The sequence below is a fragment of the Kitasatospora sp. NPDC096140 genome, assembly GCF_040303045.1.
Lineage (GTDB): Bacteria > Actinomycetota > Actinomycetes > Streptomycetales > Streptomycetaceae > Kitasatospora.
Map to the genome: position 1 here is coordinate 212202 of NZ_JBEOUW010000001.1, position 24735 is coordinate 236936.

General features: G+C 75.0%; 24 protein-coding genes. 7 read left to right on the forward strand and 17 right to left on the reverse strand.

Annotated elements, in window-relative coordinates:
* Positions 1–121: 121 nt before the first annotated feature.
* From ABT048_RS00895 to ABT048_RS00905, 3 genes are all read right to left on the reverse strand, one after another.
* Complete coding sequence (locus ABT048_RS00895; protein ID WP_350519117.1) at positions 122–898, reverse strand: GNAT family N-acetyltransferase; 777 nt, start codon at positions 896–898, stop codon at positions 122–124.
* Between the two features lie 131 nt (positions 899–1029).
* Complete coding sequence (locus ABT048_RS00900) at positions 1030–1821, reverse strand: SDR family NAD(P)-dependent oxidoreductase (protein WP_350519118.1); 792 nt, start codon at positions 1819–1821, stop codon at positions 1030–1032.
* Positions 1822–2134: 313 nt separating this feature from the next.
* On the reverse strand, positions 2135–3061 hold the full coding sequence (locus ABT048_RS00905) for an NADP-dependent oxidoreductase (RefSeq protein WP_350519119.1): 927 nt from the start codon (positions 3059–3061) through the stop codon (positions 2135–2137).
* Positions 3062–3210: 149 nt separating this feature from the next.
* On the opposite strand from ABT048_RS00905, the gene ABT048_RS00910 reads away from it, so the two are divergent.
* The 3 genes from ABT048_RS00910 (at position 3211) to ABT048_RS00920 (ending at position 8382) form a co-directional block, all read left to right on the forward strand.
* On the forward strand, positions 3211–4803 hold the full coding sequence (locus tag ABT048_RS00910) for a helix-turn-helix transcriptional regulator (protein WP_350519120.1): 1593 nt from the start codon (positions 3211–3213) through the stop codon (positions 4801–4803).
* Positions 4804–5017: 214 nt separating this feature from the next.
* Complete coding sequence (locus ABT048_RS00915; protein ID WP_350519281.1) at positions 5018–5413, forward strand: protein-tyrosine phosphatase family protein; 396 nt, start codon at positions 5018–5020, stop codon at positions 5411–5413.
* A 5-nt stretch (positions 5414–5418) separates the two neighbouring features.
* Entirely contained in the window at positions 5419–8382 is a 2964-nt protein-coding gene (locus tag ABT048_RS00920; protein WP_350519121.1) for an NACHT domain-containing protein, read from the forward strand.
* Here the strand turns inward: ABT048_RS00920 and ABT048_RS00925 are convergent.
* The 3 genes from ABT048_RS00925 to ABT048_RS00935 all read right to left on the reverse strand — a co-directional run bounded on the left by ABT048_RS00925 (position 8363) and on the right by ABT048_RS00935 (position 10948).
* Positions 8363–8992 carry a restriction endonuclease gene (locus tag ABT048_RS00925; protein ID WP_350519122.1) on the reverse strand — a complete coding sequence of 210 codons (630 nt, stop codon included), beginning with the start codon at positions 8990–8992 and terminating at the stop codon, positions 8363–8365. The two genes, ABT048_RS00920 and ABT048_RS00925, sit on opposite strands and share 20 nt — an antisense overlap.
* Before the next feature lie 557 nt (positions 8993–9549).
* A complete protein-coding gene (locus ABT048_RS00930; protein WP_350519123.1) occupies positions 9550–10008 on the reverse strand; it encodes a hypothetical protein in 459 nt (152 codons plus the stop codon).
* Positions 10009–10024: 16 nt separating this feature from the next.
* The gene (locus tag ABT048_RS00935) at positions 10025–10948 is read right to left on the reverse strand and encodes an NmrA family NAD(P)-binding protein (RefSeq protein ID WP_350519124.1); all 924 of its coding nucleotides are present in this window, start codon (positions 10946–10948) and stop codon (positions 10025–10027) included.
* 86 nt (positions 10949–11034) lie between these two features.
* Between ABT048_RS00935 and ABT048_RS00940 the strand changes: the two genes are divergently transcribed.
* Positions 11035–11517 carry a MarR family winged helix-turn-helix transcriptional regulator gene (locus ABT048_RS00940; protein WP_350519125.1) on the forward strand — a complete coding sequence of 161 codons (483 nt, stop codon included), beginning with the start codon at positions 11035–11037 and terminating at the stop codon, positions 11515–11517.
* On the opposite strand, the gene ABT048_RS00945 is transcribed toward ABT048_RS00940, so the two are convergent.
* The 10 genes from ABT048_RS00945 to ABT048_RS00990 form a co-directional block, all read right to left on the reverse strand.
* Entirely contained in the window at positions 11514–12566 is a 1053-nt protein-coding gene (locus tag ABT048_RS00945) for an urease accessory protein UreD (RefSeq protein WP_350519126.1), read from the reverse strand. The two genes, ABT048_RS00940 and ABT048_RS00945, sit on opposite strands and share 4 nt — an antisense overlap.
* Positions 12563–13183 (reverse strand): urease accessory protein UreG, encoded by a 621-nt coding sequence (gene ureG / locus ABT048_RS00950; protein ID WP_350519127.1) that lies wholly within the window; start codon positions 13181–13183, stop codon positions 12563–12565. The genes ABT048_RS00945 and ureG overlap by 4 nt, the downstream gene beginning before the upstream one ends.
* 85 nt (positions 13184–13268) lie before the next feature.
* Positions 13269–13994: an urease accessory protein UreF gene (locus ABT048_RS00955; protein ID WP_350519128.1), complete on the reverse strand. Its 726-nt coding sequence runs from the start codon at positions 13992–13994 to the stop codon at positions 13269–13271.
* Positions 13991–15715, reverse strand: coding sequence for an urease subunit alpha (gene ureC, locus ABT048_RS00960; RefSeq protein WP_350519129.1), 1725 nt, complete (start codon positions 15713–15715; stop codon positions 13991–13993). The genes ABT048_RS00955 and ureC overlap by 4 nt, the downstream gene beginning before the upstream one ends.
* Positions 15715–16272 (reverse strand): urease subunit beta, encoded by a 558-nt coding sequence (locus tag ABT048_RS00965; RefSeq protein ID WP_350519130.1) that lies wholly within the window; start codon positions 16270–16272, stop codon positions 15715–15717. Before ABT048_RS00965 ends, ureC begins: the two co-directional genes overlap by 1 nt.
* 23 nt (positions 16273–16295) lie before the next feature.
* Complete coding sequence (locus ABT048_RS00970) at positions 16296–17255, reverse strand: sirohydrochlorin chelatase (RefSeq protein ID WP_350519131.1); 960 nt, start codon at positions 17253–17255, stop codon at positions 16296–16298.
* 3 nt (positions 17256–17258) lie between these two features.
* On the reverse strand, positions 17259–17564 hold the full coding sequence (locus tag ABT048_RS00975; protein WP_350519132.1) for an urease subunit gamma: 306 nt from the start codon (positions 17562–17564) through the stop codon (positions 17259–17261).
* Between the two features lie 57 nt (positions 17565–17621).
* On the reverse strand, positions 17622–18593 hold the full coding sequence (locus ABT048_RS00980) for an urea transporter (protein WP_502893949.1): 972 nt from the start codon (positions 18591–18593) through the stop codon (positions 17622–17624).
* Positions 18594–18802: 209 nt separating this feature from the next.
* Positions 18803–19537, reverse strand: coding sequence for a dienelactone hydrolase family protein (locus ABT048_RS00985; protein WP_350519133.1), 735 nt, complete (start codon positions 19535–19537; stop codon positions 18803–18805).
* Positions 19538–19757: 220 nt separating this feature from the next.
* A complete protein-coding gene (locus ABT048_RS00990) occupies positions 19758–20516 on the reverse strand; it encodes an alpha/beta fold hydrolase (RefSeq protein WP_350519134.1) in 759 nt (252 codons plus the stop codon).
* Positions 20517–20896: 380 nt separating this feature from the next.
* On the opposite strand from ABT048_RS00990, the gene ABT048_RS00995 reads away from it, so the two are divergent.
* Positions 20897–21430, forward strand: coding sequence for a SigE family RNA polymerase sigma factor (locus tag ABT048_RS00995; RefSeq protein ID WP_350519135.1), 534 nt, complete (start codon positions 20897–20899; stop codon positions 21428–21430).
* A complete protein-coding gene (locus ABT048_RS01000; protein ID WP_350519136.1) occupies positions 21427–22329 on the forward strand; it encodes a hypothetical protein in 903 nt (300 codons plus the stop codon). Before ABT048_RS00995 ends, ABT048_RS01000 begins: the two co-directional genes overlap by 4 nt.
* A 158-nt stretch (positions 22330–22487) precedes the next feature.
* Here the strand turns inward: ABT048_RS01000 and ABT048_RS01005 are convergent, their stop codons facing one another.
* Complete coding sequence (locus ABT048_RS01005; protein ID WP_350519137.1) at positions 22488–23705, reverse strand: glycosyltransferase; 1218 nt, start codon at positions 23703–23705, stop codon at positions 22488–22490.
* Between the two features lie 213 nt (positions 23706–23918).
* Here ABT048_RS01005 and ABT048_RS01010 point away from each other — a divergent pair, with 213 nt between their 5' ends.
* Positions 23919–24731 (forward strand): DUF4037 domain-containing protein, encoded by an 813-nt coding sequence (locus tag ABT048_RS01010; protein WP_350519138.1) that lies wholly within the window; start codon positions 23919–23921, stop codon positions 24729–24731.
* Positions 24732–24735: the final 4 nt, after the last annotated feature.

Genomic DNA, 24735 nt, shown 5'->3' on the forward strand with positions numbered 1-24735 from the left:
TCGTGGTTGATCAGGGGGGAACGACCGGAAGTGGCTCACGGGCCGGGATCACCGTCCGGCACGGCCTCCGGCCCGGCGGCCGGGAGATCCGCGATCCGACGCCCGCGCCGCGGACCGGGCCCTACGGCCGGTACACGTACGGCGTCGTCGTGCTCAGCCGGACGAAGCCGAGGCGCTGGAGGATGGGGCGGCTGTCGTCGCTCGCGTCGACCTGGAGGTACCGGTAGCCGTGGTCGGCGGCGACGCGGGCGCGGTGGGCGACGAGGGCGCGGTAGATGCCCCGGCCGCGCCAGTCGGGGGCGGTGCCTCCGCCCCAGAGGCCGGCGAAGCCGGTGCCGGGGTTCAGTTCCATCCGGGCCGCAGACACCGGGCGGTCGCCGGCCAGGGCGACGACCATGCTGACGGTGTCGCTGCCGTGCCGGAGGTGGCCGAGCATCCGCTCGCGCAGGCCCGGGAGGTCGGTGCCGAAGGCCTGGGCGTGGGCCTCCACCATCAGGTCCACCCCGGCCGGGTCGGTCACCGGGTGCAGCCGCACGCCTTCGGGAAGGACCACCTCGGTCGGCAGGTCGGCGATCCGGGCGACCATCAGCGCCTCGTCCGGTTCGGGCTCGAAGCCGGCCGCGAGCAGCCGTTGCCCGAGGTCCGAAGGGCGGTCGTGGGAGTAGGCCTTCCACTCGAACTCCAGGCCCAGTTCGGTGAAGTGGCGCACCTGCGCGGCGATCGCCGCGTCCGCCCCGGCCTCGTCCAGGCCGGACCACACCACGCCGTTCCAGTCGCCCGGCCCGCCCACCAGCCGCACCACCGCGCCGTCGTGCTCGACCCGGACACCGGGGCCGTCGGACTGTGCGTTGCGCCGGATTCGCTCGTCGAACAGGGCGAGCACCTCGTCGTGATCCATCCGCTCACTCCAGCACGGCGCGGCGGCGCACGCCACCGGGTTTCCGCCCGACCGTCCGCGCGGCCACACGGGCCACCCGACCGACCCCGCAAACCGGGTGGGCTGCCCGGCGGGGCGGCTCCGCGCGGGCGCTACTGCGCCAGGTACCCGCCGTCGACGGGCAGGACGGCACCGGTGATGAAGGAGGCGTCGTCGGAGGCCAGGAAGAGGACGGCGGCGGCGACCTCGTCCGGGGCGCCGAGGCGGCCCATCGGGTGGAGCTTCTCGATCGCCGCGAGGTACTCGGGACCGCCGGGCTCGTCGCGCAGACGGGCGACGCGCTCGGTGGTGATGGTGCCGGGGGCGACAGCGTTGACCCGGATGCCGCGGTCGGCCCACTCGACGGCGAGGTGCTTGGTGAGGCCGGAGGCGACGAACTTGGCGGGCCCGTACACCGCTTGGCCGCGCTGGCCGGCCTCGCCGGAGATCGAGGAGAGGCAGACGATCGCGCCGCCCGGCCGCTCCTGGGCGGTCATCGCCCGGATCGCGTACTTGCAGGTGAGGAACATGCCGCGGCCGTCCACGGCCATCACGCGGTCCCAGTCCTCCGCGGTGGCCTCGGTGATCTCCATCAGCGGGATCACCCCGGCGTTGGCGACCAGGACGTCCAGTCGGCCGTGCCGCTCGACGGCGGCCGCGACCATCCGGCGGGCGTCCTCGTCGTCGGCCACGTCGCCGACCACCGTGCTGACGGCGCCGGGGAGTTGCCCGGCCAGCCGGCCCAGCCCCGCGGCGTCGACATCGGCGGCGACGACCGCCGCGCCCTCGCCGACGAACCGCTCGGCGACGGCCCGTCCGATGCCGCTCGCCGCACCCGTCACCACGCAGGAGCGGCCGGCCAGCCGACCGGTCGCAGGGCTTCCCGCCGCGTCCACCATCACCATGGGCGTGACTCTACCGACCGGAGCGGGTGGAAGCCGGGCTTCCGCCGCCGCGCACGGTCGGCGCGTCGGCGTTCCGCCCTACGACGTCGCGGCGCGCCTCGGCGCCGGAGCGTCGCCGGGCGGCCCGCCCCGGGGAAGGGCCGACTGCGAGGTCAACGGCCGGACTGCCAAACGCCGTTGCCGCCCGCACCCGGCACCCGCGCCCCCGGTCCCACGCCTCCGGCCGCACCCCGGGTCCATTTCGGGGGACCGGTACCTGCCGCTCCGCACAAGTGCGCGAGCGCCGGGGTACGGGCGGCCGCCGGACCCGGCGTCAGACCGTGAGGACGATCTTGCCGCGCAGGTGCCCCCGCTCGCTGACCCGCTGCGCCTCGGCCGCCTCCGCCAGCGGGAACACCCGGTGCAGCGGCAGCCGCAGCGTCCCGGCCTCGTGCAGGGCGAGCGCGGCGGCGTAGGCCCGCTGGTGGTGGAACTCGACCTCGCCGCCGCCGGAGACACGGACGCCGTACTGCTGCGCGCCCGCGAAGTCGGCGATGGTCAGGACCCGGTCCGCACCGCCCGTCAGCTCGATGGACAGCGGCAGCACCCCGCCCTGCCCGACCGCGTCCAGGGCCCGGTCCACCCCGCCCGGGGCGGCCTTCCGCACCCGCTCGGCGAGGCCCTCGCCGTACGTCACCGGGATCGCGCCGAGCTCGCGCAGGTGGTCGTGGTTGGCCTCGCTCGCGGTGCCGATCACGGTGATCCCGCGCGCCCGGGCGAACTGCAGGAGCACCGTGCCGACCCCGCCGGCCGCGCCGTGCACGAGCAGGGTCTCGCCCGACCGCGCACCGAGGATGTCGAGCGCCCGCTCGGCGGTCTCGGCCGCCACCGGGATCGCCGCGGCCTCCTCCCAGCCGAGCGAGGCCGGCTTGTGGCCCAGCATCTCGGCGGGCACCAGCACGTGCTCGGCGTAGCCGCCGCCCATCACGGCGCCGAACACCTCGTCGCCGGGCGCGAATCCGCTCACGCCCTCACCGACGGTCTCCACCACACCGGCCACCTCGTAGCCGTTCACGGCCGGGAAGACGACCGGGAAGAAGTCGGCCATCGCGCCGCTGCGCACCTTGTGGTCCAGCGGGTTGACACCCACCGTGCGGACCGCGACCCGCACCTGGCCGGGGCCGGGGGCGGGCAGCTCGATGTCGATCGGGCGCAGCACGTCCGCGCCGCCGTACTCGTGGAAGGCGATCGCCTTGGTCATGGAAGCTCCTCGGGGTTTCGGTGATGTGGCACTTCCGACGGTTCCCATCGTGGTCCCGGGGCCCTGGCCCGGGACCCTGCCCGTTCGGACGGTTCGACCTGTCCGAACGGCCAGGCGGATCCGATCGCGACCGGACTAGGCTCGACGGCATGGATGGTGTGGACGGCGTGCGCGGGACGAGCGGCAGGGACGACCAGATCGGCACGGGCGGTGCCGGCGGCGCGGACGAGGGGTGGCGGGAGGCCTGGGGCCGCCCCGAGGACGCGCTGGCGCGGGCCGTGGAGGTGCTGCGCACGCCGCGGCCGGAACTCCTGCTGCGCCTCTCCACGATGCTCGGCACGCTCGTGCCGCACGTGGCGGTCGCCCAGCTCAGCGGCGTGTGCACGCTCTCCCCCACGTACGCGTACGGCCTGCCGGAGCTGACCGAGGGGGTCAGCAGCCTGGAGCTGTCCCGACTGGCCGAGCGCACCACCGCGACCACCTCGGCCGGCCGGCCCTGGCAGGGCGAGGCCGAACTCGCGGGCCGCATCCGACCGGTGGTCGTCGTCTCGACCAGCACGGGCGGCGGCGCCCCACCCGTGGCCGGCGCCACCTCGACCACGAACGGCATCACCCCGGCCCCGAGCAGCACCACCCAGGCCCCGAGCGGCATCACCCCGGCCCCGAGCAGCACGACCCCGGCCCCGAGCGGCAGCGGCGGCAGCAGCCCGGACGGCGGCACGTCGGGCGCCGGCCCCGCACCGGGCGCCGGCCACGGCGCCGTCCTGGTGCTCGTCCGGGCGAACGCCGACCCCGTGGCGCCGGGGGCCCTCGCCGTCCTGCAGCAGCTGTGGGACCTGGTCATCGCCCACTCCGACCACCGCGCCACCGACGCGGGCCCCAAGCACGCGGCGGCCTCCCGCGCCTCCGCCAACGCCCGCGCGCGGGCGATCGCCGAGTTCACCGGCACCCACAGCGCGGCGCTCAGCGCCATCCTGGCGCCGCTGCGATCGCCCGACCTGGACGACGCGACGGCGCGCCGCACGGCCACCGAACTGGCCGTCACCGCCCTGCTCGACCTGCGCCGGGGTGCCGACCTGGACCGCACGCTCAGCGAGGAGCCGGCCGACGCGGCCTTCGCCCGGCTCGCCCGGGAGCTGCGCCCGCTGCTGCGGCACACCCGGGTGCGCCTGGACGCGGCGCCCCCGGCGGAGGCCGGCCGCTCCGTCCCGGCGGACGCCGCGCACACCGCCCGGGACGCCGTCCGGGTGGCCGTCCTGGTGATGCTGGAGCAGGACAAGCCGAGCCGCCTGCACGTCAGTTGGCAGTTCACCCCGGACGGCGCCGCCCTGCGGTCGGTGGTCCGCGGCGACGGCCTGGGCGTGCTGGCCGCCGACGCCCTCGCCGTGCACCGCACCGCCGACCGCATCACCGCGCTCGGCGGCCGCTGCACCGTCGAGGCCGTCCCCGGCTGGGGCACCACGGTGACGGTCGACCTGCCGCTCGCCCTCCCCGAGCCCGCCCTCGCCACCGACCCCCTGGACGGCCTCCAGCCGCGGGAGTCGGAGGTCCTCGACCAGCTCGCCCAGGGCCGGCGCAACCGCGACATCGCCGCCGCGCTGCACATCAGCGAGTCGACGGTGAAGTTCCACGTCGCCAACATCCTGGCGAAGCTGGGCGTGGCCTCGCGCGGCGAGGCGGCGGCCCTGGCCCACCGCGCCGGGATGCCGGGCGGCACGCTGGGCCTGTACGTGGCGTCCTGAGCCGGGCGCCCGCACCCCGCCCCGCCCGCCCCACCCGCGCCGCACGGCAGCCGACTCCCCGGAGAGCCACCACATGACCGACCCGACCCACCCGACCCACCCGGCCGACGCCTCCGACACCTCCGACACCTCCGACCCGACCCTCCCCGCCGACCCCGCCGACCCCGCCGACCCCGCCGGGCCGCCGACCTCCTGGGCGCCCGGCACCCCCGGTCTGCTGCGCCTGCCCTCCGGCCGCCTGCTGCGCGGCCGCGGCCTGAGCCTCCCGCTGCCGCCCGGGCCCCGACCCACCTTCGGCCTCTACCTGTTGGGCCGGCCGCCGAAGGGCATCGCGTGGGAGCACCGCTGGGTGCGCTGGCCCGACTTCCGGCTGCCCGGCGACCGCGCGGACGCGGCCGACGCCTTCCGCGAGGCCTGGGAGCGCGCCGCCACCGGCCGGGTCGAACTCGCCTGCGCCGGCGGGCGCGGCCGCACGGGCACCGCGCTCGCCTGCATCGCGGTGCTGGACGGCGTCCCGGCGGCGGAGGCGGTCGCGTACGTGCGCGAGCACTACAGCCGGCACGCCGTCGAGACGCCGTGGCAACGGAAGTTCGTGGAGCGGCTAGCCTAGGCGGCATGGGTGGGGATCCTGAGGTTTCGGCGGTCAACCGGGTCACCGTCGACACGATCACCGGCGACGTCTACCAGGCCGGGACGATCAATCTGACCCGCGCCGGCGGGCCGGAGGTCAGCGCCGGGTCGACGGCGGCTGCCTGCGCCGCGTACGCCCGCCGGGTGCGGGAGACGTACGGCCGGCTGGACCTGGAGGTGCTCACCCCGCTGTCCGAGCAGGGCGAGCACCCGGCCGTGGAGCTGCGGGAGGTGTTCGTCACCCCGCAGGTCCGGGAGGACCCGCCGCCGGTGGAGCTGCCCCGTGAACTGGTCCAACGGCTGGCGGTGTACGGCGAGTTCGCCGGGGGCGCGCTCCCGCCCGGGCTCGGCCGGCCGGCCGTCGAGCAGCTGTGCGACGACTACCTGGACCGGCCGACCGAGGACGCGCTGTCCGTCCTGACCGGACCGCGCGGCCGTCGGGTCGTCCTGCTCGGCGACCCCGGCTCCGGGAAGTCCACCCTCGCCCGGTACCTGGCCCTCACCCTCTGCCAGGGGGCTGCCGGGCCGCTCGCCCCGCTGGACGGGCTGGTGCCGCTGGTGGTCGAACTGCGCCAGTACGCCGAAGGGCACTGGCGCGACGGCACGTTCGAGGACTTCCTCGACCACCGCCACCGCGTCGCCGGGATGTCCCTCCCCCGGCCCGAACTGCTGCGGCTCCTCGACGAGGGCCGGGTGGTGATCGTCTTCGACGGCCTCGACGAGCTCTTCGACCCGGGGGTGCGCGCCGCCACCGCCGAACGGATCGCCGCATTCGCGGCCCGCTACGAGCGGGCGCGCGTCGTCGTCACCTCGCGGGTCATCGGCTACCAGCGCGCGGTCCTCGGCGGCGCCGGCTTCACGCACTTCATGCTGCAGGACCTCGACCACGGCCGGATCGCCGACTTCGCCCGCCGCTGGTACGCGATCGCCTGCCCGACGGACCCCGAACTCGCCGCCCGGCTGGTCGAACGCATCACCGACGCGGTGGACGCCTCCCGGCCGATCCGCGAACTCGCCGGGAATCCCCTGCTGTTGACCGTCCTCGCGATCATCGGCCGGCGCCGTACCCTGCCCAGGGACCGCCGGGGCGTCTACGAGCACGCCGTCCGGGTCCTGGTCGCCCACTGGGACCGCGACACCAAGCACCTGAGCACCCCGCTGAAGCCCGGCGCCGCCGAGGCCATCGACCTCCTCGACGACCGCGAGCGCCTGGAACTGCTGCGCCTGCTCGCCCGCCGGATGCAGGAGGGCACCGGAGGCATCGCGGGCAACCACATCCACGCCGAGGAGCTGGAGTGCGTCTTCCGGGACTACTTCGGCCAGTTCGGGCTCCCGGTGCACCAGTGCCTCGCCGCGGCCCGCGCCCTGCGGGACCAGCTGCGCGAGCGCAACTTCATCCTGGCGAGGTACGGCGGCGAGGTGTACGGCTTCGTGCACCGCGCGTTCCTGGAACACCTGGCGGCGGAGGACATCGTCCACCGCTACACCGTGCAGCGGGAGTGGACGCCGGAGGGCCTGATCGAGGAGGTCTTCGCGCGCAGGGCCGACGACCCGGCGTGGCACGAGGTGCTCCTGCTGGTGGTCAACCACCTGAGCGAGCACGACGCGGCGACGGCGATCGACCACCTGCTCGACCGGGGCGACGACACCTCACTGGTCCTGGCGATCCGGTCCCTGGCCGAGGTGCGGAAGGTCGGACTGCTGCGGGCCCAGAGCGACCGGGCGATCGACGGCCTCACCGGCCGCCTCGCGGGGTACACCACCATGGCCTTCAGGACCGATCCGCTCTTGGCCCCGCTGGCCGCGCTGAGCGCGGTTCCCGGCTGGACGGGGCGCGAGCGCTACCTCCGCTGGTTCCACCTGCACGGGCAGTTCGCCTCGTCGACCAGCGCGAGGGTCACCGTGGCGGTCGCCCTCCACACCGACATCGAGACCTCCCTGGCCCTCGCCGCGTTCGGCCCCGGGGACAACACGCACGCCGCCGTCACCGCGCTGGCCCGCCGGTGGAGCGCTCATCCCGGCATCGTGCCGGCGCTGCTGGCGATCGCGGCCGAGCAGTCCTTCTTCCCGCTCCGGATGAGGGTGCTGTTCGAGCTGGCGGACGGATGGCCCGATCACCCGGACGTCGTGCCACTGCTGCCGGAGGTCGAGGCGGCCCTGGCCACGCCGATGTTCGTCGGCCGCGACGTGGTCGACATCCCGCCCATGACCACGCTTCCCGGTGCCGCGGGCGACCCGGTGCAGCTGCTGGACCTCGCCGCCAACGGCACGACGGGGTCCGTCCGGTGCGACGCCCTCCAGTCCCTCGCCCGGTCCTGGCCCGCGCACCCCGAGGTGCTGCCGCTGCTCCTCGACCGCGCGGCGGGCGACCTGCAGATCAGCGTCCGGGAGACCGCCGTCCGCGAACTGGCGCGCCGGCGGACCGACACCCGGGCCGTCCTGCCGGTGCTGCACGACCGGGCGCTGCACGACCGCAGCCCCAGCACCCGCCGCCGCGCCCTCGAAGGCCTCGCCCACCTGGACGCCGACAACCCGGCGACCGTCGAACTGCTCACCCGGTTCGCAACCGGCCCGGAGAACTCCGAACTGAGGCTGAAGGCGGTCAACCTCCTGGCCCAGTACCGGGGTTCGCACCCCGAGACGGTGCTGCTCCTCCTGGACCGGGCCACGGCGGACCCGGACCAGGGAGTCCGTGGCGCCGCACTGGGCCACTACGCGGTGCTCGCCCCCGACGACGCCGAGTCCGTCGTCCACGCGCGGGCGCAGGACGATCCCGGCCGGGAGGTGCGCCGCCGGGCGCTGACCATGCTCGCCTGGCAGTGGCCCGACCGGCCCGGGACCCGGACCGTCCTGGAGCACGCGGCGGCCGCGGACACCGAGCAGGCCGTCCGCGACGCCGCCCGGTCCGGCCTGGCCGCCGTCGCCCGCCTCACCTCCGCGTGCGCCTGAGCCGCAGCACCTCCTCCAGCGGCACCCCGCCCTCCGCCCAGGCCGCCAGCCGCGCCCGGTCCAGCCAGTGGACGGCGTGCCGGTCGCCCCAGGCCTTGGCGTCCCGGGTCAGACCGCCGTTGGTCACCACCACGGCCACGTCGGCGCCGTGGGCCGGGCCGGCGGTGCCCTTCACCTGGTACATCACGTGCACGCCGACCTTGGCCGCGACCCTGGTGTGCTTGGCCTGCAGCACGATGCGGCCGAGCCGCGGGTGGTGGCCGATCACGTCGGCCGCCTGGTCGCCGTGCCGGCCGACCTGCCGCGCGCTCCAGCCGTCCCGGACCAGCAGGTCGCGCAGCGCGAACTCGAAGGCCCGGTCGTCCATGGCGTCGACGGTGGCCAGCGGTATCCGCAGGGCGGCGAGCCGCCTGGTCCGCGACCGGTCGAGGGCGGGACCGCGGGCGGCGGACAGCAGGCAGCCGGCCGAGACCACGGCGAGGAACACCCAGGACCGCAGCAGCGACTGGAGCACGCCGACGACGAACACGGCGGCCGCCACCGCGACCAGGGCGGCGCCCAGCCGCTCCCCCGCACCGCGCGGGCGGCGGACGCGGACGGCGCGGGCCATCAGGGCGCGCCGATCTCGGCGGGCACGGAGGCCGTGGACGCGGACGCGGACGCTGGCGCGGACGCTGGCGCGGAGGCCGTGGCAGCCGTGGACGCGGGCGGCGCGCCGGTCGACACCGCCCCCGGCACGGCGGTGGCCGCCGGGGTCGGCGGTGGGGCGGCGGGCGGGGTGTCGGAGAACCCGACGAAGCGGCTCCAGAGCCACAGTGCCGCCACCACCCCGGCGATGAGCCAGCCGCTGCCCCGTGGGGCGGCCCCGCCGCCCGGTCGCGGCCGACGGCGGAGGTGTGCCCGTACGAAGACCCGGTCGTCCCGGCCTGCCACTGCGCCTCCCGAGCGGGGGACGGCGCCCGGTGCGCCGCCGACCCCGTCCCTCGATGTAGCAGCGGTTCCTCGGCACACGCACGACCGCACCGTCCGGAACCGGACACCCGACACTCCGGCCGACTCCCGGCGGAGCGCCTCGGCACCGCCGCCGAGCAGCACCGATGCCGTGCCGTCAGGTTGGCGCGAAGGCACCCGGCTCGTACGGTGCACTTCCCGGCGCCCGTCGGCCGTTCACTCCTCCCGGTGGAGCGTGAAGTCGGCCGGCCCGCCGTCCATGGTGAAGCGCCGTGGCGCGCCCTGCTGCTCGGGCCGCCAGCCGGCGGCGAGGCCGGCCCGGACCAGGGCGGCGGTCAGGGCGGGGGTGACCGGGGCGAGTTGGAAGACCTCGGCGATGCGCTCGGCGGGGGCGGTCAGCAGGACGCCGTAGTGGAGCCAGGGGTCGTCGAAGCGGAGGGTGACCTCCAGCGGGCGGCCGGCGCCCCCGGTGCGGCCGAGGCGGCTGCGGCTCCGGCCACGGGCGTCCTCGGAGCCGCTGCGGCTGTCGGCGTCCTCGGAGCCCGCGCAACGCCCGGCGCACTCGGGGGTGTCCGGCCAGACCCGGACCACGACGTGCCCGGCGTCCCGGGAGCGGACGGTCCAGCGGTAGTCGCGGCCGTCGACGTGGATCCTGCGCGGTGTCCTGCGGGCCATCCCGCCACGGTACCCGTCAGAGGTCCCACGTCCGGGCGGCGGCCCAGGCCTCCAGCGGCTGCCAGTCGATGTCCGGGTGGGCGGCGTGCAGGCCGTCGGTGTCGATGTCGAGGCCGGACTCCTGGAAGTAGCGGAACATCGCGGCGAGGTCCTCGGAGTAGGTCTCGACGACGGTCAGCGGCACCTCCTCGCAGCGGATCGGGCGTCCACTGGCGGCGGCGATCGCGGCGGCGATCTGATCGCCGGTGCACCACTGGGAGGCGATGTCGATCCGGCGGCCCGCGTACGCGTCGGGGTGGGTGAGGACATGGGCGGCGAAGGCGCCGATGGTCTCGACGGCGATCACCGGGATGGGGACGCCGGACGGCATGGGGAGGTGGAAGACGCCCTCGCGCAGGGACCGGAGGGTCCAGTCGTTGCCGTAGTTGTCCAGGAAGGCGGCCGGGCCGATGACGGTCCAGGGCAGGTCGAGGCCGGCCAGGTGCTGTTCGATGCGCTGCTTGGAGTCGAAGTGCGGGATACCGGTGGAGCGGTCGGCGTTGGTGGCGGAGGTGAGGAGCACGTGCCGCGCACCGGCGGCGGCCGCCGCGTCGAGCAGGGCGATGCCCTGGCGGACCTCGGTGTCGAGGTCCGTGCCGAACGGGGTGGACATCGCGAACAGCGCGCCCGCGCCGTCCAGTGCCGCGGCCAGCGTGGCCGGGGCGTCGAAGTCGGCGTGCACCACGTGGGCGCCGAGCGCGGCGAGTCGGGCGGCGGCCGGCGATCCGGTGTCGCGGGTGAGGGCGCGGACCGGACGGCCGGCGCGGAGCAGGGCGCGGGCGGTGGCACCGCCCTGGGCGCCGGTGGCGCCGGTGACGGCGACGGGGAGCTCGGAGACCTCGGGGAACCCGGGGAACTCGGAGACCTCAGGGAACTCGGGAAGGCCATTTATCTGCGTCATGCAGACAACATAGAAAGAGATGTCTGCGTCACGCAACCAATTATCCGGCGGGCTGCCGCCGACGGACGGCCGGTTACCCTTCCCCCATGACGACCCGCGACGAACTGATGGCACGGCTGTGGCCGGTCTCGCGCCGCTACCTGGCCTCCTACGTGCTGTTCAACCAGGCCGTCGCCGACCATCTCGGCATGCACCCCACCGACGTCCAGTGCCTCAACCTGCTCACCCTGGAGGACGGCCCGGTCACCACCGGCCGGATCGCCGAGCTGACCGGCCTCACCAGCGGCTCGGCCACCCGGCTGGTCGACCGCCTGGAGAAGGCCGGCCTGGTCGCCCGCCGGCGGGACGAGGCCGACCGCCGCCGCGTCCTGGTCGCCGTCCGCCCCGAGGCGCTGGAGCGCTTCGGAGCGGTGTGGCGCACCCTGGGCGCCGACTGGGCGGCCGCCTTCGCCGACGACAGCGAGGACGAACTCGCCTTCCTGCTGCGGCACATGAACCGCACGGTGGAGCTCAGTCACCGCCAGATCGCCCGCCTGACGGGAAGCGACGACGCCCCGGCCGCCTCCTAGGTCTTGCGGAGTTCCGGCGCCGGGGCCCCGATCAGCAGCCGGCGCACCGCGTCCCAGGCCGAGCGCAGCGCGGCCGCGCAGGCGCGGGTGTCCGAGCCGAGCAGGCGCAGCCAGGCGCCGCTGTCCTCCGGTAGCACGCTGACGCCGTACAGCAGGCCGGAGCCGGCCAGCGCCTCGTGCAGGGCGTCCGCGACCAGCGCGGGCGGCGCGAGCGGGGTGAGGACGTAGAGGCTGGACATCACGTCGTGGCCGGCCAGCACGGCCGGACCGTCGACGCCGGTTCCACCACCGACGCCGCCTGCACCACCAGCGCCGGTTCCACCACCGCCACCGCCTGCACCGCCGACGCCCGCCCCCGACCCGCCGCCGGAGCGCGCGGGTTCCAGCCGTACGGTGTCCAGGGCCACCAAACGGCCGTCCGGGCGGCGCACTTCGAGGTCCGAGGCGAACACCCGGTAGGCGTTGCGCTCGCCCCGCGCGAGGCGGCCGGCCAGCACCGTCTCGCTCGCCAGCACCGTCGCTCCCGGGTCGACGGTCAGGACGGTGCGCTGGTAGAGGCGGGAGTCGACGAAGGGGATCACCGGCTCGGGCAGGTACTCGACGTAGGCGCCCGGGCCGGCCGCCAGGGAGAGGAGCTGCGTCGCGTAGTCGTGCTCCATCCGGTAGACCTTGGTGGCCGCCTGGGTGGTGAGGTGGACGGCCGTGTCGGCGCCGCAGCGCACGTCCGTGCGCAGCCGGTCGGCCTGCAGGATGCCGCCGCCGGTGGACATCAGGAAGGTGACGGCGAGGTCGGGGCGGGCCGGGTCGAAGTACAGCGGGCGCATGATCTGCAGCGGCGACTTCTGGTAGTGGCCGGTGAGTTCGGTGCGTCCGCCGATCCGCTCGAAGGCCAGCTCCAGCAGCCCGACCTTGCCGGGGCGCCCGACCGCGAGGGTGTCGGGCGTCCCGGCGTGGCGGCGGACCTCGTACGGGACGCGGGCGGGCTCGTAGTGCCGGGGGTCGAGTCGGGGCACCGCCGGCGGTGCGACGCGCGACCGCGCCCCGGTCACGCCGGCACCTTCCGGAAGGTCTCCAGGAACGCGGCGATCTCCTCCAGCCCCTCCCCCGTCAGGCAGTTGGTGAGCACCACGGGGCCGCCCTCGCGCACCCGGCGGGCGTCGGACTCCATGATGCCGAGGTCGGCGCGGACGTACTGGGCGATGTCGATCTTGTTGATGACCAGCAGCTCCGACTCGGTGATGCCCGGGCCGCGCTTGCGGGGCATCTTCTCGCCCTCGGCGGTGTCGAGGACGAACAGGAAGAGGTCGACCAGCACCGGGCTGAAGGTCAGCGTGAGGTTGTCGCCGCCGGACTCGAACAGCAGGGTGTCGACGTCCGGGAAGCGTTCCAGGAGTTCGGCGCCGGCCGCGAGGTTCATCGTCGGGTCGTCCCGGACGGCGGTGTGCGGGCAGGCGCCGGTCTCCACGCCGACCACCCGCTCCGGGTCCAGCAGCCCGGCCAGGGTGCGGCGCACGTGCTGGGCGTCCTCCTGGGTGTAGATGTCGTTGGTGACGACGGCGGGGCGGTGGCCGCGCGCGATCAGCACCGGGACGAGCGCCTCGATCAGCGCCGTCTTGCCGGAGCCCACCGGCCCGCCGATGCCCACGCGGAGCACGTTCTCGGTCAACTCTCCTCCTCTGGTGCGACGTTGTTCACGTCGCGTTGTGGTGCGTACGTCAGGTTGTGGTCGTCACGTCGTGCACGTCCGGGGTTCAGCTCGCGAACAGCCGGGCCTCGGCCCGTTCGTGGCGTCCGGACATCGCGTCGGCCACCGGCACGCAGCCGCCCAGGTCGGCCGACTCCCGCACCAGGGCGGCCGACACGACCTCCCGGATGACGGGCGCGACCGACCGCAGCACCACCTGCGCCCGGCGGTGGTCGGTCAGCCGCAGCCGCAGCGCCGCGCCGACGAAGCTGCTGCAGAACGCGAACAGGTCGCCGGTGACGGCCTGTTCGACGGGAACGGCGGCCGAGGCGTAGGCCACCCCGGCGGCCACCGCCTGGCAGCCGGGCGCGCGTTTGTCCGCGACCAGCGCGGCGTACCGCTCCAGTGGCTCGCCGCCCACCGACTCCCGTGCGATGTCCAGGAGTTGGCGCCCGGTCCGGGTCGCGGCCAGCCGCAGCTCCCGGTTCAGCTTGGTGGCGTGCAGCCGCTGGTCGGTCTCGGCGAGCAGGTCCCAGTCGCCCGCCGAGGCGGCCCGGTGGGCGAGGGCGAGCGCGGTGGCGTCGGACGGTCCGACGCCGTGCCGCAGCAGGTCGGCGAGCAGTTCGGGCAGCGTGTCCGGGGTGACGGCCTTGGCCTGGGCGTAGCCTTCGAGGCCGTGCGAGAGGGTGTAGAAGCCGCTGGGGAAGGCGGAGTCGGTCAGTTGGAGGCAGACCAGCAGGGCGTCCAGCCGGTCCTCGGGAACGCCGCCCGGGCCTCCGGAGTCGGCACTCACGCGAGGTAGAACAGGTGGTTGAGCGGCAGTTCACGGGCCGGCTCGATGGTCGCCGGCTCGCCGTCCAGGGTGACCCGGTAGGTCTCCGGGTCGACCGCGATCTTCGGCAGCGCGTCGTTGCGCACCATGTGCTGCTTGCCGACCGACCGGCACCGCCGCACCGGCAGCACCCGGCTGTCCAGCCCGAGCTGTTCCGGGACGCCGAGGTCCACCGCCGCCCGGGACATGAAGGAGACCCGGGTGGCCTGCTTGGCCCGCCCGTACGCGCCGAACATGGGGCGGTAGTACACCGGTTGCGGGGTGGGCAGCGAGGCGTTGGGGTCGCCCATCAGCGCCCAGTTGATCACCCCGCCCTTGATCACCATCTTGGGCTTGGCGGCGAAGGAGTTGATCGGCCACAGCACGATGTCGGCGAGTTTGCCGGGCTCCAGCGAGCCGATGTGGTCGGCGGTGCCGGAGGCGAGGGCCGGGTTGATGGTGAGCTTGGCGAGGTAGCGCAGCACCCGGACGTTGTCGTGGCGTTCGCTGTCGCCGGCGAGCTTGCCGCGCTGGTCCTTGCAGTGGTGGGCGGTCTGGAAGGCGCGGGTGAAGGACTCGCCGATCCGGCCCATCGCCTGCGAGTCGGAGGAGAAGATCGAGATGACGCCCTCGTCGTGCAGGACGGTCTCGGCGGCGATGGTCTCGGCGCGCACCCGGGAGTCGGCGAAGGAGACGTCCTCGGGGATGTCGTGGCTGAGGTGGTGGCAGACCATCACCATGTCCAGCAGTTCGTCGACCGAGTTGACGGTGTAGGGCAGCGTCGGATTGGTGGAGGACGGCAGGACGTTGGGCTCGCCGGCGATCCGCATGATGTCCGGGGCGTGGCCGCCGCCGGCGCCCTCGGTGTGGAAGGTGTGGATGGTGCGGCCGTCGATCGCCGACAGGGTGTCCTCGAAGTAGCCGGACTCGTTGAGGGTGTCCGTGTGGATGGCCACCTGGACGTCGTACTCGTCGGCGACGCCCAGCGCGCTGTCGATCGCGGCCGGGGTGCTGCCCCAGTCCTCGTGCACCTTGAGGCCGCACACGCCCGCCTCGACCTGTTCGCGCAGCGCGCCCGGGAGCGAGCCGTTGCCCTTGCCGAGCAGCCCGACGTTGACCGGCAGGTCCTCGACGGCCTGGTACATCCGGCCGATGTTCCACGGACCGGGGGTGCAGGTGGTGCCGTTGGTGCCGTCGGAGGGACCGGTGCCGCCGCCGATCAGGGTGGTGATGCCGTTGCTCAGCGCCTCCTGCACCTGCTGCGGGGAGATGAAGTGGATGTGGGTGTCGATGCCGCCCGCGGTGGCGATCAGGTGCTCGCCGGAGATCACCTCGGTGCCGGGGCCGATCACCAGCTCGGGGTGCACGCCGCTCTGGGTGTGCGGGTTCCCGGCCTTGCCGACGGCGGTGATGAAGCCGCCCTTGACGCCGATGTCGCCCTTGACCACGCCGAGCACCGCGTCCATGACGACGACGTTGGTGATGACCAGGTCGAGCGCGCCCTGGACGGAGGTGGCGGCGGGGTCCTGGGCCATGCCGTCGCGGATGCCCTTGCCGCCGCCGTAGACGGCCTCGTCGCCGTAGTGGCCCTGGTTGAAGTCCTGCTCGACCTCGACCACCAGGTTGGTGTCGGCGAGGTGGAAGCGGTCGCCGACGGTGGGGCCGAACAGGTCGGTGTACTGCCTGCGGGAGAGGATGGCCATCAGCGGGCGCCTTCCTGGTGGGTCGCCGGGTGCGTCTCCGGGTGGACCTTCGCGTGGACCTTCGGGTGGATCTCCGCGTGGAGGTCCGGGTGGATCTCCGCGTGGGAGTTCGGGTGGAGGTCCGGGTGGATCGCCGTGTGGAGGTCCGGGTGGGGGTCCCGGGGCCGGTCCTCCTTGAGGTCGAGGTTGGTGCCCTTGAAGCCGAGGGCGAGCGCCCGGTCGATGGCGCGGGCCCGGGTGGCGGGCGCGGTGATGCCGCCGTCCACCAGGTTGCTGAAGCCGACCAGACGGCGGTGGCCGCCGAACTCGGCGAGCGTGACGTCCTTGGTGTCGCCGGGCTCGAAGCGGACGGCGGTGCCGGCCGGGATGTCCAGGTGCTTGCCGAAGGCGGCGTTTCGGTCGAAGTCGAGCGCGCGGTTGGCCTCGAAGAAGTGGTAGTGGGAACCGACCTGGATCGCCCGGTCTCCGGTGTTGCTGACCGTGATGGTGGCCTTGGCGCGGCCGGCGTTGATCTCCACCGGGTCGTCGCCGTACAGGTATGCGGCGCCACCAGACATGGCTGGCCTTCCTCTCTGCCGGTTCAGTGGGGGGTGTGTGCGGGTGCGTGGGGGTGGTGCCGGTGGGGGTGCTGACCGGGGTGCGGGTGGCCGTGGGGGTGGTGGGCCGCGCCCGGTCCGTGGCTGTGCGGGTAGCCGTGCCCGTGCTCCGCGTCGAGGCCGGCCCGGATGCCGTCCTCCCCGTGCCCGAGCGTGTGCAGTGCGGCCGCCGTCCGCGCCGCGATCACGCCGGCGATCGCCGACGGGCGCAGCAGCGGGCCTCCGTCGCGGATGCCGGCGGGCGCGACGGCGGGCTCGCCGTCGCGCGTGCCGTCCCGCGAGCCCTTCCCTGCGCCGTCCCGCGAGCCCACCCCGGCGCCGTCCCGCGAGCCCACCCCGGCGCCGTCCCGCGTGCCGTCCCGGACGCCGGGCAGCGCGGCACGCAGGGCCGGGCCGAAGGAGGCCGGAACGGCCGTCACCTCGCGGGCGCCGAGCAGGCGGCAGCGTTCGGCGCCCTCGGCCGGGTCGGGGTCACCGCCCTCGAAGGCGACCTCCACCCAGCGGTGCTGTCCGTACTGGCGGACCAGTCGGGCGATCCGGAACAGTTCGGCGTCCTCGAAGGGACCGGCCGTCGGGGCGGTGACCAGCAGGGCGCCGTCGGGGGCGGTGCGGGCGGCGGCCCGCAGCCAGCCGATGAGGTGCTCGGCGGCGCCGAAGGGCGCGGCCAGCGCGAGCCGGCCGCGGCCCTCGCCGGCGGCGAGCCAGCGCAGTGCCCGGGCGCTGTCGGCCACCAGCCGGGGGTCGCGGCCGAGCGTCATCGGCACGACGCAGACCGGCCGGTCGTCGGCGGCCAGCGCGCGGCGGACGGCCTCGGCGAGCGGGCGGCCCGCCGGGGCGGCGGCGTGGACGGCGGGGTCGGCCGCCACCAGCGGGGCGAGGTCCCGGCCGCCGTCGCTCTCGTGCCCGCCGGCCAGCACCACCGTGGCGGACTGCGGTCGCGTCATGGCTCAGGCACCCACCGGGTCGTGGCAGGAGACGAGCTTGGTGCCGTCCAGGAACGCGGCCTCGACCTGGAGCAGCGGCAGCATCTCGCGCACGCCGGGCATGACGTCGGCGTTGCCGACGACCTGCTTGCCGATCTCCATGCATTCGGCGACGGTGCGGCCGTCCCGGGCGCCTTCCATGATGGCTTCGCTGATGAGTGCGCAGGCCTCGCTGTAGTTCAGCTTGACGCCGCGGCCCCGGCGTTTGCGGGCCAGATCGGCGACGACGTAGATGTACAGCTTGTCCATCTCACGGGGCGAGAGATTCACGGGAATCACTCTTCCTTTCCGAGGATCCGATGAAATGCAAGGGAGTTGGACGGACAATCAGACCCGGCGCAGGCGGGGAACGGCCGGCACGGCCGCCAGGAACAGCATCGTGGTCAGCACGAACGGCCAGGTGAAGGCGTGGCCGCCGAAGGGCGCGCAGATCGCCGCGAGCGCCGGGGTCAGGACGGTGGCGGTGGCCGCACCGAGCAGGGCGTAGCCCGCGCTCCAGCGGCTCGGGGCGACGAAGACCCCGCACAGCGCGAGCGCCACCAGCACGCCGCTGTAGCCGAGCAGCCCCTGCCCGACCGCCTCGGCGGGCGCACCGAGACCCCAGGCGGTGAGCAGACCGGTGGCGCTGCCCGCACAGGCCATCAGGCCCGCGAGACGGCTCGCGGCGAAGAGGCCGGCCAGGAACAGCAGGCCGACGTACCACTGGGGCATGAAGAAGATCTGACCGATGTTCGCGAAGAAGCCGCGCCAGAGCTCGTCCCAGCCCAGCCCGGTCTCCCCGACGGCGGCCGCGGGCAGGGCGGCGGGCGCCTCGGCGCCGCGCCACAGCCGCCGGAACCCGGGGGCAGCGACCGTGAGGCCCGTCGCGACCAGGCAGAACGGCGCGGTCAGCGCCGGGAGCCGCCACGCCTCCAGGACCGTCCCGAGCCCCGCCGTGACCACCACGGCGACGGCCGAGCCGAGCACCGCCACCGCGACCGTCGCCGGGTGCCCGGCCCCGAGGAGGACGGCGCAACCCAGCGCCACCAGGCACCCGTTGTACCCGTGCAGCCCGGCCCGGACGGCGCGCCGGTCGAGCCCCAGCCCGTACGCGACGGCGGTCGAGACGGCGGTGCCGAGCAGACCGTAGAGCCCGAACTGCGGGCCGGCCGCGAACAGTGCGGCCACGAAGAGGAGTCCGCACACGGCGGACGGCATGAAATCGACCTGAGCGACGCCGCGCAGGACTTCGGCGACCAACCTGACGGATATCGGACGAGCCGGCGCGACCGCGCTCTCCCCACCCTCGTACTGACCCATGCTTCGCACCAATTCCCGGTACGGCCGGTGGGTTTGGAGAAGCCCCCGGCGATTCCTCCGGAACCGTACTCCTACGGATTGCGAAGTCGGTCACATACGGACCGTTACGTCAAATCGACGAAGCGTGACCGCAGGGCCGTTGAACTGCAACATTTTGTTGAAGGAGGTGGGGGTCGGCGTCCCCGGAGGGGGGAATTCTTTGCGAAGTTTTACTCAGGGATGCCCAAATGCCGGACCAGGAACCCCTCCGAGGCCTCCACCTCGAAGTCCGGCACCTCCAGATGGCCGCCGGGATTGGCGTGCAGCGTCTTCTCGCGCGAGCCGAACGCGCCGAACAGCGCCAGCGCCCCCTCCCGCGGGACCAGCTCGTCGTCCCACTGCAGGACGAACTCCAGCGGCACACCCACCCGCTCCGCCGCCTCGGTCTGCGCCGTGTGCCCCGTCAGCCCGAACACCGCGGCGGTGATGCGGGGTTCGGCCGCCGCGAGCGGGATCCCGACCACGCTCCCCAGCGACAGCCCCCAGAACCCGACCGGCCCGTACGAGGCGTCCGGCCCCTGCAGGGCGTCCAGCACGGCCACCCACTCCGGCACCGCCCGCTCCGCGAGGGCCGCCGTGTGCCGCGCCACCCACGCGCTGATCGGCCGCCGGGCCGCCAGCAACTCCCCGATCTCCGTGACGAACCGCTCGTCCTGCGCGCTGCGCGGCCGCTCCCCGTGCCCCGGCGCGTCGAGCGCCACCGCGGCGTAGCCGTACCGCACGACGCACCGCCGGGCCCGCTCCTCGACCGTCCGGCTGCTCCCGCCGCCACCGTGCCCCAGCAGCACCAGCGGCCGCCCGCCGAGCGGCGGTCCGGCCGGCTGCCAGAGCACACCGGGCACGCCGTCGAGGGTGAAGCCGCGTTCCGAGACGCCGTCCGTGTCGATCTCCGAGGTGAAGTCCACCCCGCCATCATGGCCCCCGACACGCGTTCGAGTCCGGTCAATGCCCCAGTCCGCCACCGCACGGACCCCACCGCCGGGCGGCGAACGGCGGGTACGGCAGCGGATGGCGGGGAGAGGAGCGAACAGCGGCGGACGGCAGCGAACAGCGGGGAGGGGACGTCGGATCCGCCGACGTCCCCTCCCCCACGTCCCCGTGCTCGCGCTCGGTGCGGACCGGCCGCTAGCGGGCCGCCGCGTGCTCCTTCAGGAAGTCCAGCAGCAGCGCGGTGGTCTCCTCCGGGCGCTCCAGGCTCGGCAGGTGACCGGCCCACGGCAGCTCCAGGTGCCGGGCGTTCGGCAGGACGGCCGCGAGGGTCTCGGCGATCTCCCGGAAGTCCGGCAGGTCGTGCGCGCCACCGACGGCCAGGGCCGGGACGGTGACCGACGAAAGGTCGACCTCCTCCTTGTCCGGGCCGACCGTCGCCTCCATCTGCACGTCGAACGCGTGCCGCTGCATCAGCCGGACGCCCTCGCGCACCTCCGCGGTCGCCTCCGGGCCCAGCCAGGTGTCGACGTTCAGCGCGACGGCGCCGTCGATGTCACCGGCCTCGATCAGCTCCTCCTCGCGGTCGCCGAACGCCCGCAGGGTCTCGCTGGGCTCGTGCCCGGGCATGCCCGCCGCCAGCAGCGCCAGCGCGGTGACGGCCTGCGGCCGCAGCGCGGCCACCGTCAGGGCGATCCGCCCGCCGTGCGAGGCGCCGACCAGGGCGGCGGACTCGATGCCCAGGTGGTCCAGGAGCGCCAGGACGTCCCGGGAGTCGCTGTACGGGGCCTCCGAGAGCGGCGACTCGCCGAACCCGTGGAAGTCCGCCCGCACCACCCGGTACCCGGCGTCGAGCAGCGGCTGCCACTGCGCGTCCCACATCCGTCGGTCGCACACCGAGGAGTGCAGCAGCACCACGGCGGGCCCACTGCCTGCTACGTCATGAGAAATGATCATCGGGCGGATGCTAACCGCCCAACCGCCGGTTCCCCAAGCGACTTCCGCAGCTCACGACGAACCCGGCCGCACGAATCCGCCGGATCCCCCCAGATCCCCCGGGCCCAGGTGCGGGCCACCGCTCCGCCCACCCTCCCGCCCCACCGATCCCCACCGCACCCACCGTCCGTGCCCCTGGATGAGGGGCCCGCGCCGGAGTAAGCGTTTCCGGCCGCGCCCGCATCCACCGCCTCCCCCGGCCCCCACTCCGCCGCCCTCCCGCCCCACCGATCCCCACCGATCCCCACCGCACCCACCGCCCGTGACACCGGACGAGGGGGCCCGCGTCGGAGTAAGCGTTTCCGGCCGCCCGTGGGCTCCGGGTGGGTGAGGAGGTGCTCATGGGAGAAACGAAGAGCGGGCGGGACGACGAGTTCCAGACGTTCATCGTCGCGGTCTGGCCGCGGCTGGTCCGCACCGCGTACCTGCTGGCCGGCGAGCAGTACGCGGCGGAGGACCTGGTGCAGTCCGCCGCGGAGAAGGCCTGCGCGGCCTGGTCGAAGGTGCGGCGGGCGGACGATCCGTACGCCTACGTGCGGCGGATCCTGGTCAACCAGCACGCCCGCCGCTGGCGGCGCCGCCCGCCGGAGCTGCTGGTGGACGCCGTGCCGGACACGGCCGGTCCGGAGGACGGGTTCGCCCGGTCCGACCAGCGCGGGCCGCTGCTGACGGCGCTGGCGGCCCTGCCGCCGCGCCAGCGGGAGGCGGTGGTGCTGCGGCACTGGGAGGACCTCAGCGACAGCCAGACCGCGGCCGCCATGGGGTGCTCGGTGGGCGCGGTGCGCAGCCACGCGGCGAAGGGCATCGCGCGGCTGCGGCAGGCCACCGAGCTGGTGGCGCTGAAGGACACGACACACATCGGAGGAACGGTATGAGCAGGGACGTGACCGCCGACAAGGACCCGTGGATCGGGCTCGGCATGGCCGAGGCGGCGGCGGGCGCGAAGGTCGGCCCGGTACCGGTGGCGGACATCCTGGCGGGCGGCCGCCGCCTGCGGCACCGCCGCCGCGCGGTGGTCGGGGCGGTGGCGCTGGCCTCGGTGCTGGCGCTGACGGGCGGGGCGCTGGCGGAGCTGCGCCCGGATCCGGCGGTCGGCCGGCTCGCCCCGGCCGGGTCCGGCGCGGCATCCGCCGCGCCGACGCCCGCCCCGACGGCCGCCACGGCCGGACCCGCGGTGCGCGACCCGTTCACGCCGGTCCGGGTCCGGATCGGGCAGGGCGTCTCCAACGGCAGGACCTGGGAGCTCTGGCAGGCCCTCTGGCCGGTGGCGCCGAAGGAGCGGGCGTACGAGCAGGCGCTCGCGGTGTGGCAGGAGCGCGCCCCCTTCGACCCGGCCGTCTCCAAGCCGACGGAGGACTTCGTCGCCCACTACTGGGACCCGGACGCCGACGTCGTCAACACCTACCTGGTCGTGGACGGGGTGCGCCTGCAGCACGACTCGGAGGGCACCACGCCGTCCCCGGGCAAGCTCGATCCGCGCGCCGCGACCGACGTCGGCGGCGGCCTGGTCGGCCGCAGCACCAAGGACGGCATCGTGCCCCCCGTGGACGTGGTGCTGATCTCCGTCGGCCCCGACGTCGGCCGGGTGGTGGTGACCTGGACGGACGGCACGACCACCGAGCCCCAGCCGGTCACCGTCGGCGACTCCCCCACCCGACGCCTGGCGGTCGCCCGTCCGGGCACGATGCGCGCAAAGTCGTGGCAGTTCTTCGACAAGAACGGCAAGCAACTCCCGAGCAACGACGCCAAGTACCTCACCGAGGCGTCGTTCTGACCGGCCGGGTGATCTTCGGAGCCGGTCTCCCGGCGGGGTGACGCTCGGCGGGCCGGTGCGGACGGGGGCGGGCCGGCGGGGGGCGTGCTCGGCGGGGTGGGAGCGGCCCGGTGGGGGCGGGGCGTGCACGGGCTCGGCCTGCCCCGGACCGGCCGCCGTCAGCCCGCCGCGGCTTCCAGCAGCAGCTTCGCCGCCGACGCCGCCCCGTCCGTGCGGATGTCGCCCGCGAGGGCCGCGGCCCGGCGGGCGGTCTCCGGGGTGAGGGCCTGCCGGAGGGCGGCGGACAGGGTGTCGGTCGTCGGGGTCGGCCCGTCGTGGGCGACGCCGATGCCCAACTCGGCGACCCGCGCGGCCCAGTAGGGCTGGTCGACGATCTGCGGAACGAGGACCTGGGGCACACCGGCCCGGGCGGCCGTGGTGGTGGTGCCCGCGCCGCCGTGGTGGACGACGGCGGCGACCCGGCGGAACAGCGCCTGCTGGTTGACCTCGCCGACGGCGAAGCAGTCGTCCGCGCCGTCGGCCTCGGCCAGTCGGGCCCAGCCGCGCCCGAGCAGGACCCGGCGGCCCTGGGCGCGGACGGCGTCGACGGCCACCCGGGCGGCGCCCGCCGCGTCGCGCAGCGGCATGCTGCCGAAGCCGACGTACACCGGCGCCTCACCGGCCGTCAGGAAGGCCTCCAGGTCCGCGGACAGCGGGCGGTCGTCCGGCAGGATCCACGCGCCGGTCTGCACCACGTCGCGGTCGGCCGGGAGCCGCCACGGGTCGAGCGTCGGGTCGGTGGCCAGCCAGGGGCGGTCGGTGAGGACGTGGTCGCGGACGTTGTCGACGACCGGAAGCCCGACGGCCGCCCGGTGGGTGTTGACCGGTTCGCCGAACAGCGCGTTCATCGCGCCGATGTTGAGCTCCCACAGCTCCCGGTTGTCGGTCACCCCCGCCGGGTACGGCTGCATCGGGTACTCGAACGGCCGGTGGTGCGGGGAGGGCAGCATGGTCGGCTGCAGGGCGACGCACACGAAGTGGGCGCCCAGTTGCTCGGCCGCCGCCTGCGCGCCGGCCACGGCCGGGAACAGCCCGGTCGCCACCACCACGCCGCCCGGTTCGGCCGCTGCGAGCACCGCCCCGTGGAACTGCTCGACCAGCCGGGCCGCCCGCGCGGGGAGCTCCGACGGCGCCGGCGGCGGCCCGCTCACCAGCGAGCGCACCGCCTGCCCGACCGGCACCAGGTCGACCCCGGCCTCGGCCAGTCGCGCCGCGAACTCCTCGTCCGGCGGGGCGCACACCCGCACCTCGGCGCCCGACGCCTTCAACTGCAGCGCCAGCGCCGCCAGCGGCTCGACGTCCCCGCGCGACCCGTACGTCGACAACACCACTCGCACGTCGTGACTCTCCTGTGATTCGCCATTCCCGCCCTTGAGTCGGTGATTCTGCGGCACCACCGGGGCCTTGCGGCAAGGCCCCCCGTGCGCTATACGTTGAGAGTGGCGAGGAGTGAGTGCACCTCCTCGGCCCCTCCCTTCCCCTCCCCCCTCTTCCGGGCCTCGCGGCCGCGCAGGCGCGCAGCCCTTCTGACGGGCTGTCAAACTCTGTCCATGCGAACGATCATCGAGGGCATGGCCGAGCAACTGACCACCGTGCCGGGCGTGGTGGGCGTGATGCTCGGGGGCAGCCGGGCGCGGGGGGAACACGACGCGGGCTCGGACTGGGATCTGGGCGTGTACTACCGGGGCCGGGGCGACGGACTCGACCTGGCGGCGCTGCGCGCGCTGGCCGGGCCCGGAACGGAGGTGGCCGGACCGGGCGGGTGGGGTCCGTGGGTGAACGGCGGTGCGTGGCTGCGGGTCGACGGGGTCGCCGTGGACTGGATCCTGCGGGACCTGGACCGTGTCGAGCGGGTGTGGGCGGACTGCTGCGAGGGGCGCTACGAGGTGGGGGTGCAGGCGGGGCATCCGCTCGGATTCTGGTCGCCCTGCTACGCCGGCGAGGTGGCCTGCGGGCAGGTGCTCGCCGATCCCACCGGCGAGTTGACGAGGCTGAAGCACCTGACCGCGGCCTATCCCGAGCCGCTCCGCACGGCCCTGACGGAGGCGGCCTGGGAGGCCGGGTTCCTGCTGGACCTCGCCGCGAAGGGCGCCTCCCGCGCGGACACCCTGTACGTCTCGCTCTGCCTGTCCCGGGCGTTCGGCGTCCTGGTGCAGGCGCTCCACGCCCATGACCGCCGCTGGTGCCTCAACGAGAAGGGCGCCCTGGCCGCCGCCGACCGACTTCCCACGGCGCCCCGGGACTTCGGCCGACGGGTCCGCACCCTCCTGGCCGCGCCCGGCGGATCGCCGGACGACCTGGCGGCGACGGTCGCGCGGGCGCGGGAACTGACCCGGGAGACCGTCACCGCGCTCGACCGCTGAGCCC

Coding starts and splice junctions, on each gene's coding strand:
- ABT048_RS01000 (WP_350519136.1), top strand. CDS start 21,427: ATGAGCAGGGACGTGACCGCCGACAAGGACCCGTGGATCGGGCTCGGC.
- ureC (WP_350519129.1), bottom strand. CDS start 15,715: ATGGCCATCCTCTCCCGCAGGCAGTACACCGACCTGTTCGGCCCCACC.
- ABT048_RS00920 (WP_350519121.1), top strand. CDS start 5,419: ATGGGTGGGGATCCTGAGGTTTCGGCGGTCAACCGGGTCACCGTCGAC.
- ABT048_RS00900 (WP_350519118.1), bottom strand. CDS start 1,821: ATGGTGATGGTGGACGCGGCGGGAAGCCCTGCGACCGGTCGGCTGGCC.
- ABT048_RS00980 (WP_502893949.1), bottom strand. CDS start 18,593: ATGGGTCAGTACGAGGGTGGGGAGAGCGCGGTCGCGCCGGCTCGTCCG.
- ABT048_RS00910 (WP_350519120.1), top strand. CDS start 3,211: ATGGATGGTGTGGACGGCGTGCGCGGGACGAGCGGCAGGGACGACCAG.
- ABT048_RS01010 (WP_350519138.1), top strand. CDS start 23,919: ATGCGAACGATCATCGAGGGCATGGCCGAGCAACTGACCACCGTGCCG.
- ABT048_RS00990 (WP_350519134.1), bottom strand. CDS start 20,516: ATGATCATTTCTCATGACGTAGCAGGCAGTGGGCCCGCCGTGGTGCTG.
- ABT048_RS00935 (WP_350519124.1), bottom strand. CDS start 10,948: ATGACGCAGATAAATGGCCTTCCCGAGTTCCCTGAGGTCTCCGAGTTC.
- ABT048_RS00930 (WP_350519123.1), bottom strand. CDS start 10,008: ATGGCCCGCAGGACACCGCGCAGGATCCACGTCGACGGCCGCGACTAC.
- ABT048_RS00965 (WP_350519130.1), bottom strand. CDS start 16,272: ATGTCTGGTGGCGCCGCATACCTGTACGGCGACGACCCGGTGGAGATC.
- ABT048_RS00940 (WP_350519125.1), top strand. CDS start 11,035: ATGACGACCCGCGACGAACTGATGGCACGGCTGTGGCCGGTCTCGCGC.
- ABT048_RS00925 (WP_350519122.1), bottom strand. CDS start 8,992: ATGGCCCGCGCCGTCCGCGTCCGCCGCCCGCGCGGTGCGGGGGAGCGG.
- ABT048_RS00905 (WP_350519119.1), bottom strand. CDS start 3,061: ATGACCAAGGCGATCGCCTTCCACGAGTACGGCGGCGCGGACGTGCTG.
- ABT048_RS00970 (WP_350519131.1), bottom strand. CDS start 17,255: ATGACGCGACCGCAGTCCGCCACGGTGGTGCTGGCCGGCGGGCACGAG.
- ABT048_RS00995 (WP_350519135.1), top strand. CDS start 20,897: ATGGGAGAAACGAAGAGCGGGCGGGACGACGAGTTCCAGACGTTCATC.
- ABT048_RS00895 (WP_350519117.1), bottom strand. CDS start 898: ATGGATCACGACGAGGTGCTCGCCCTGTTCGACGAGCGAATCCGGCGC.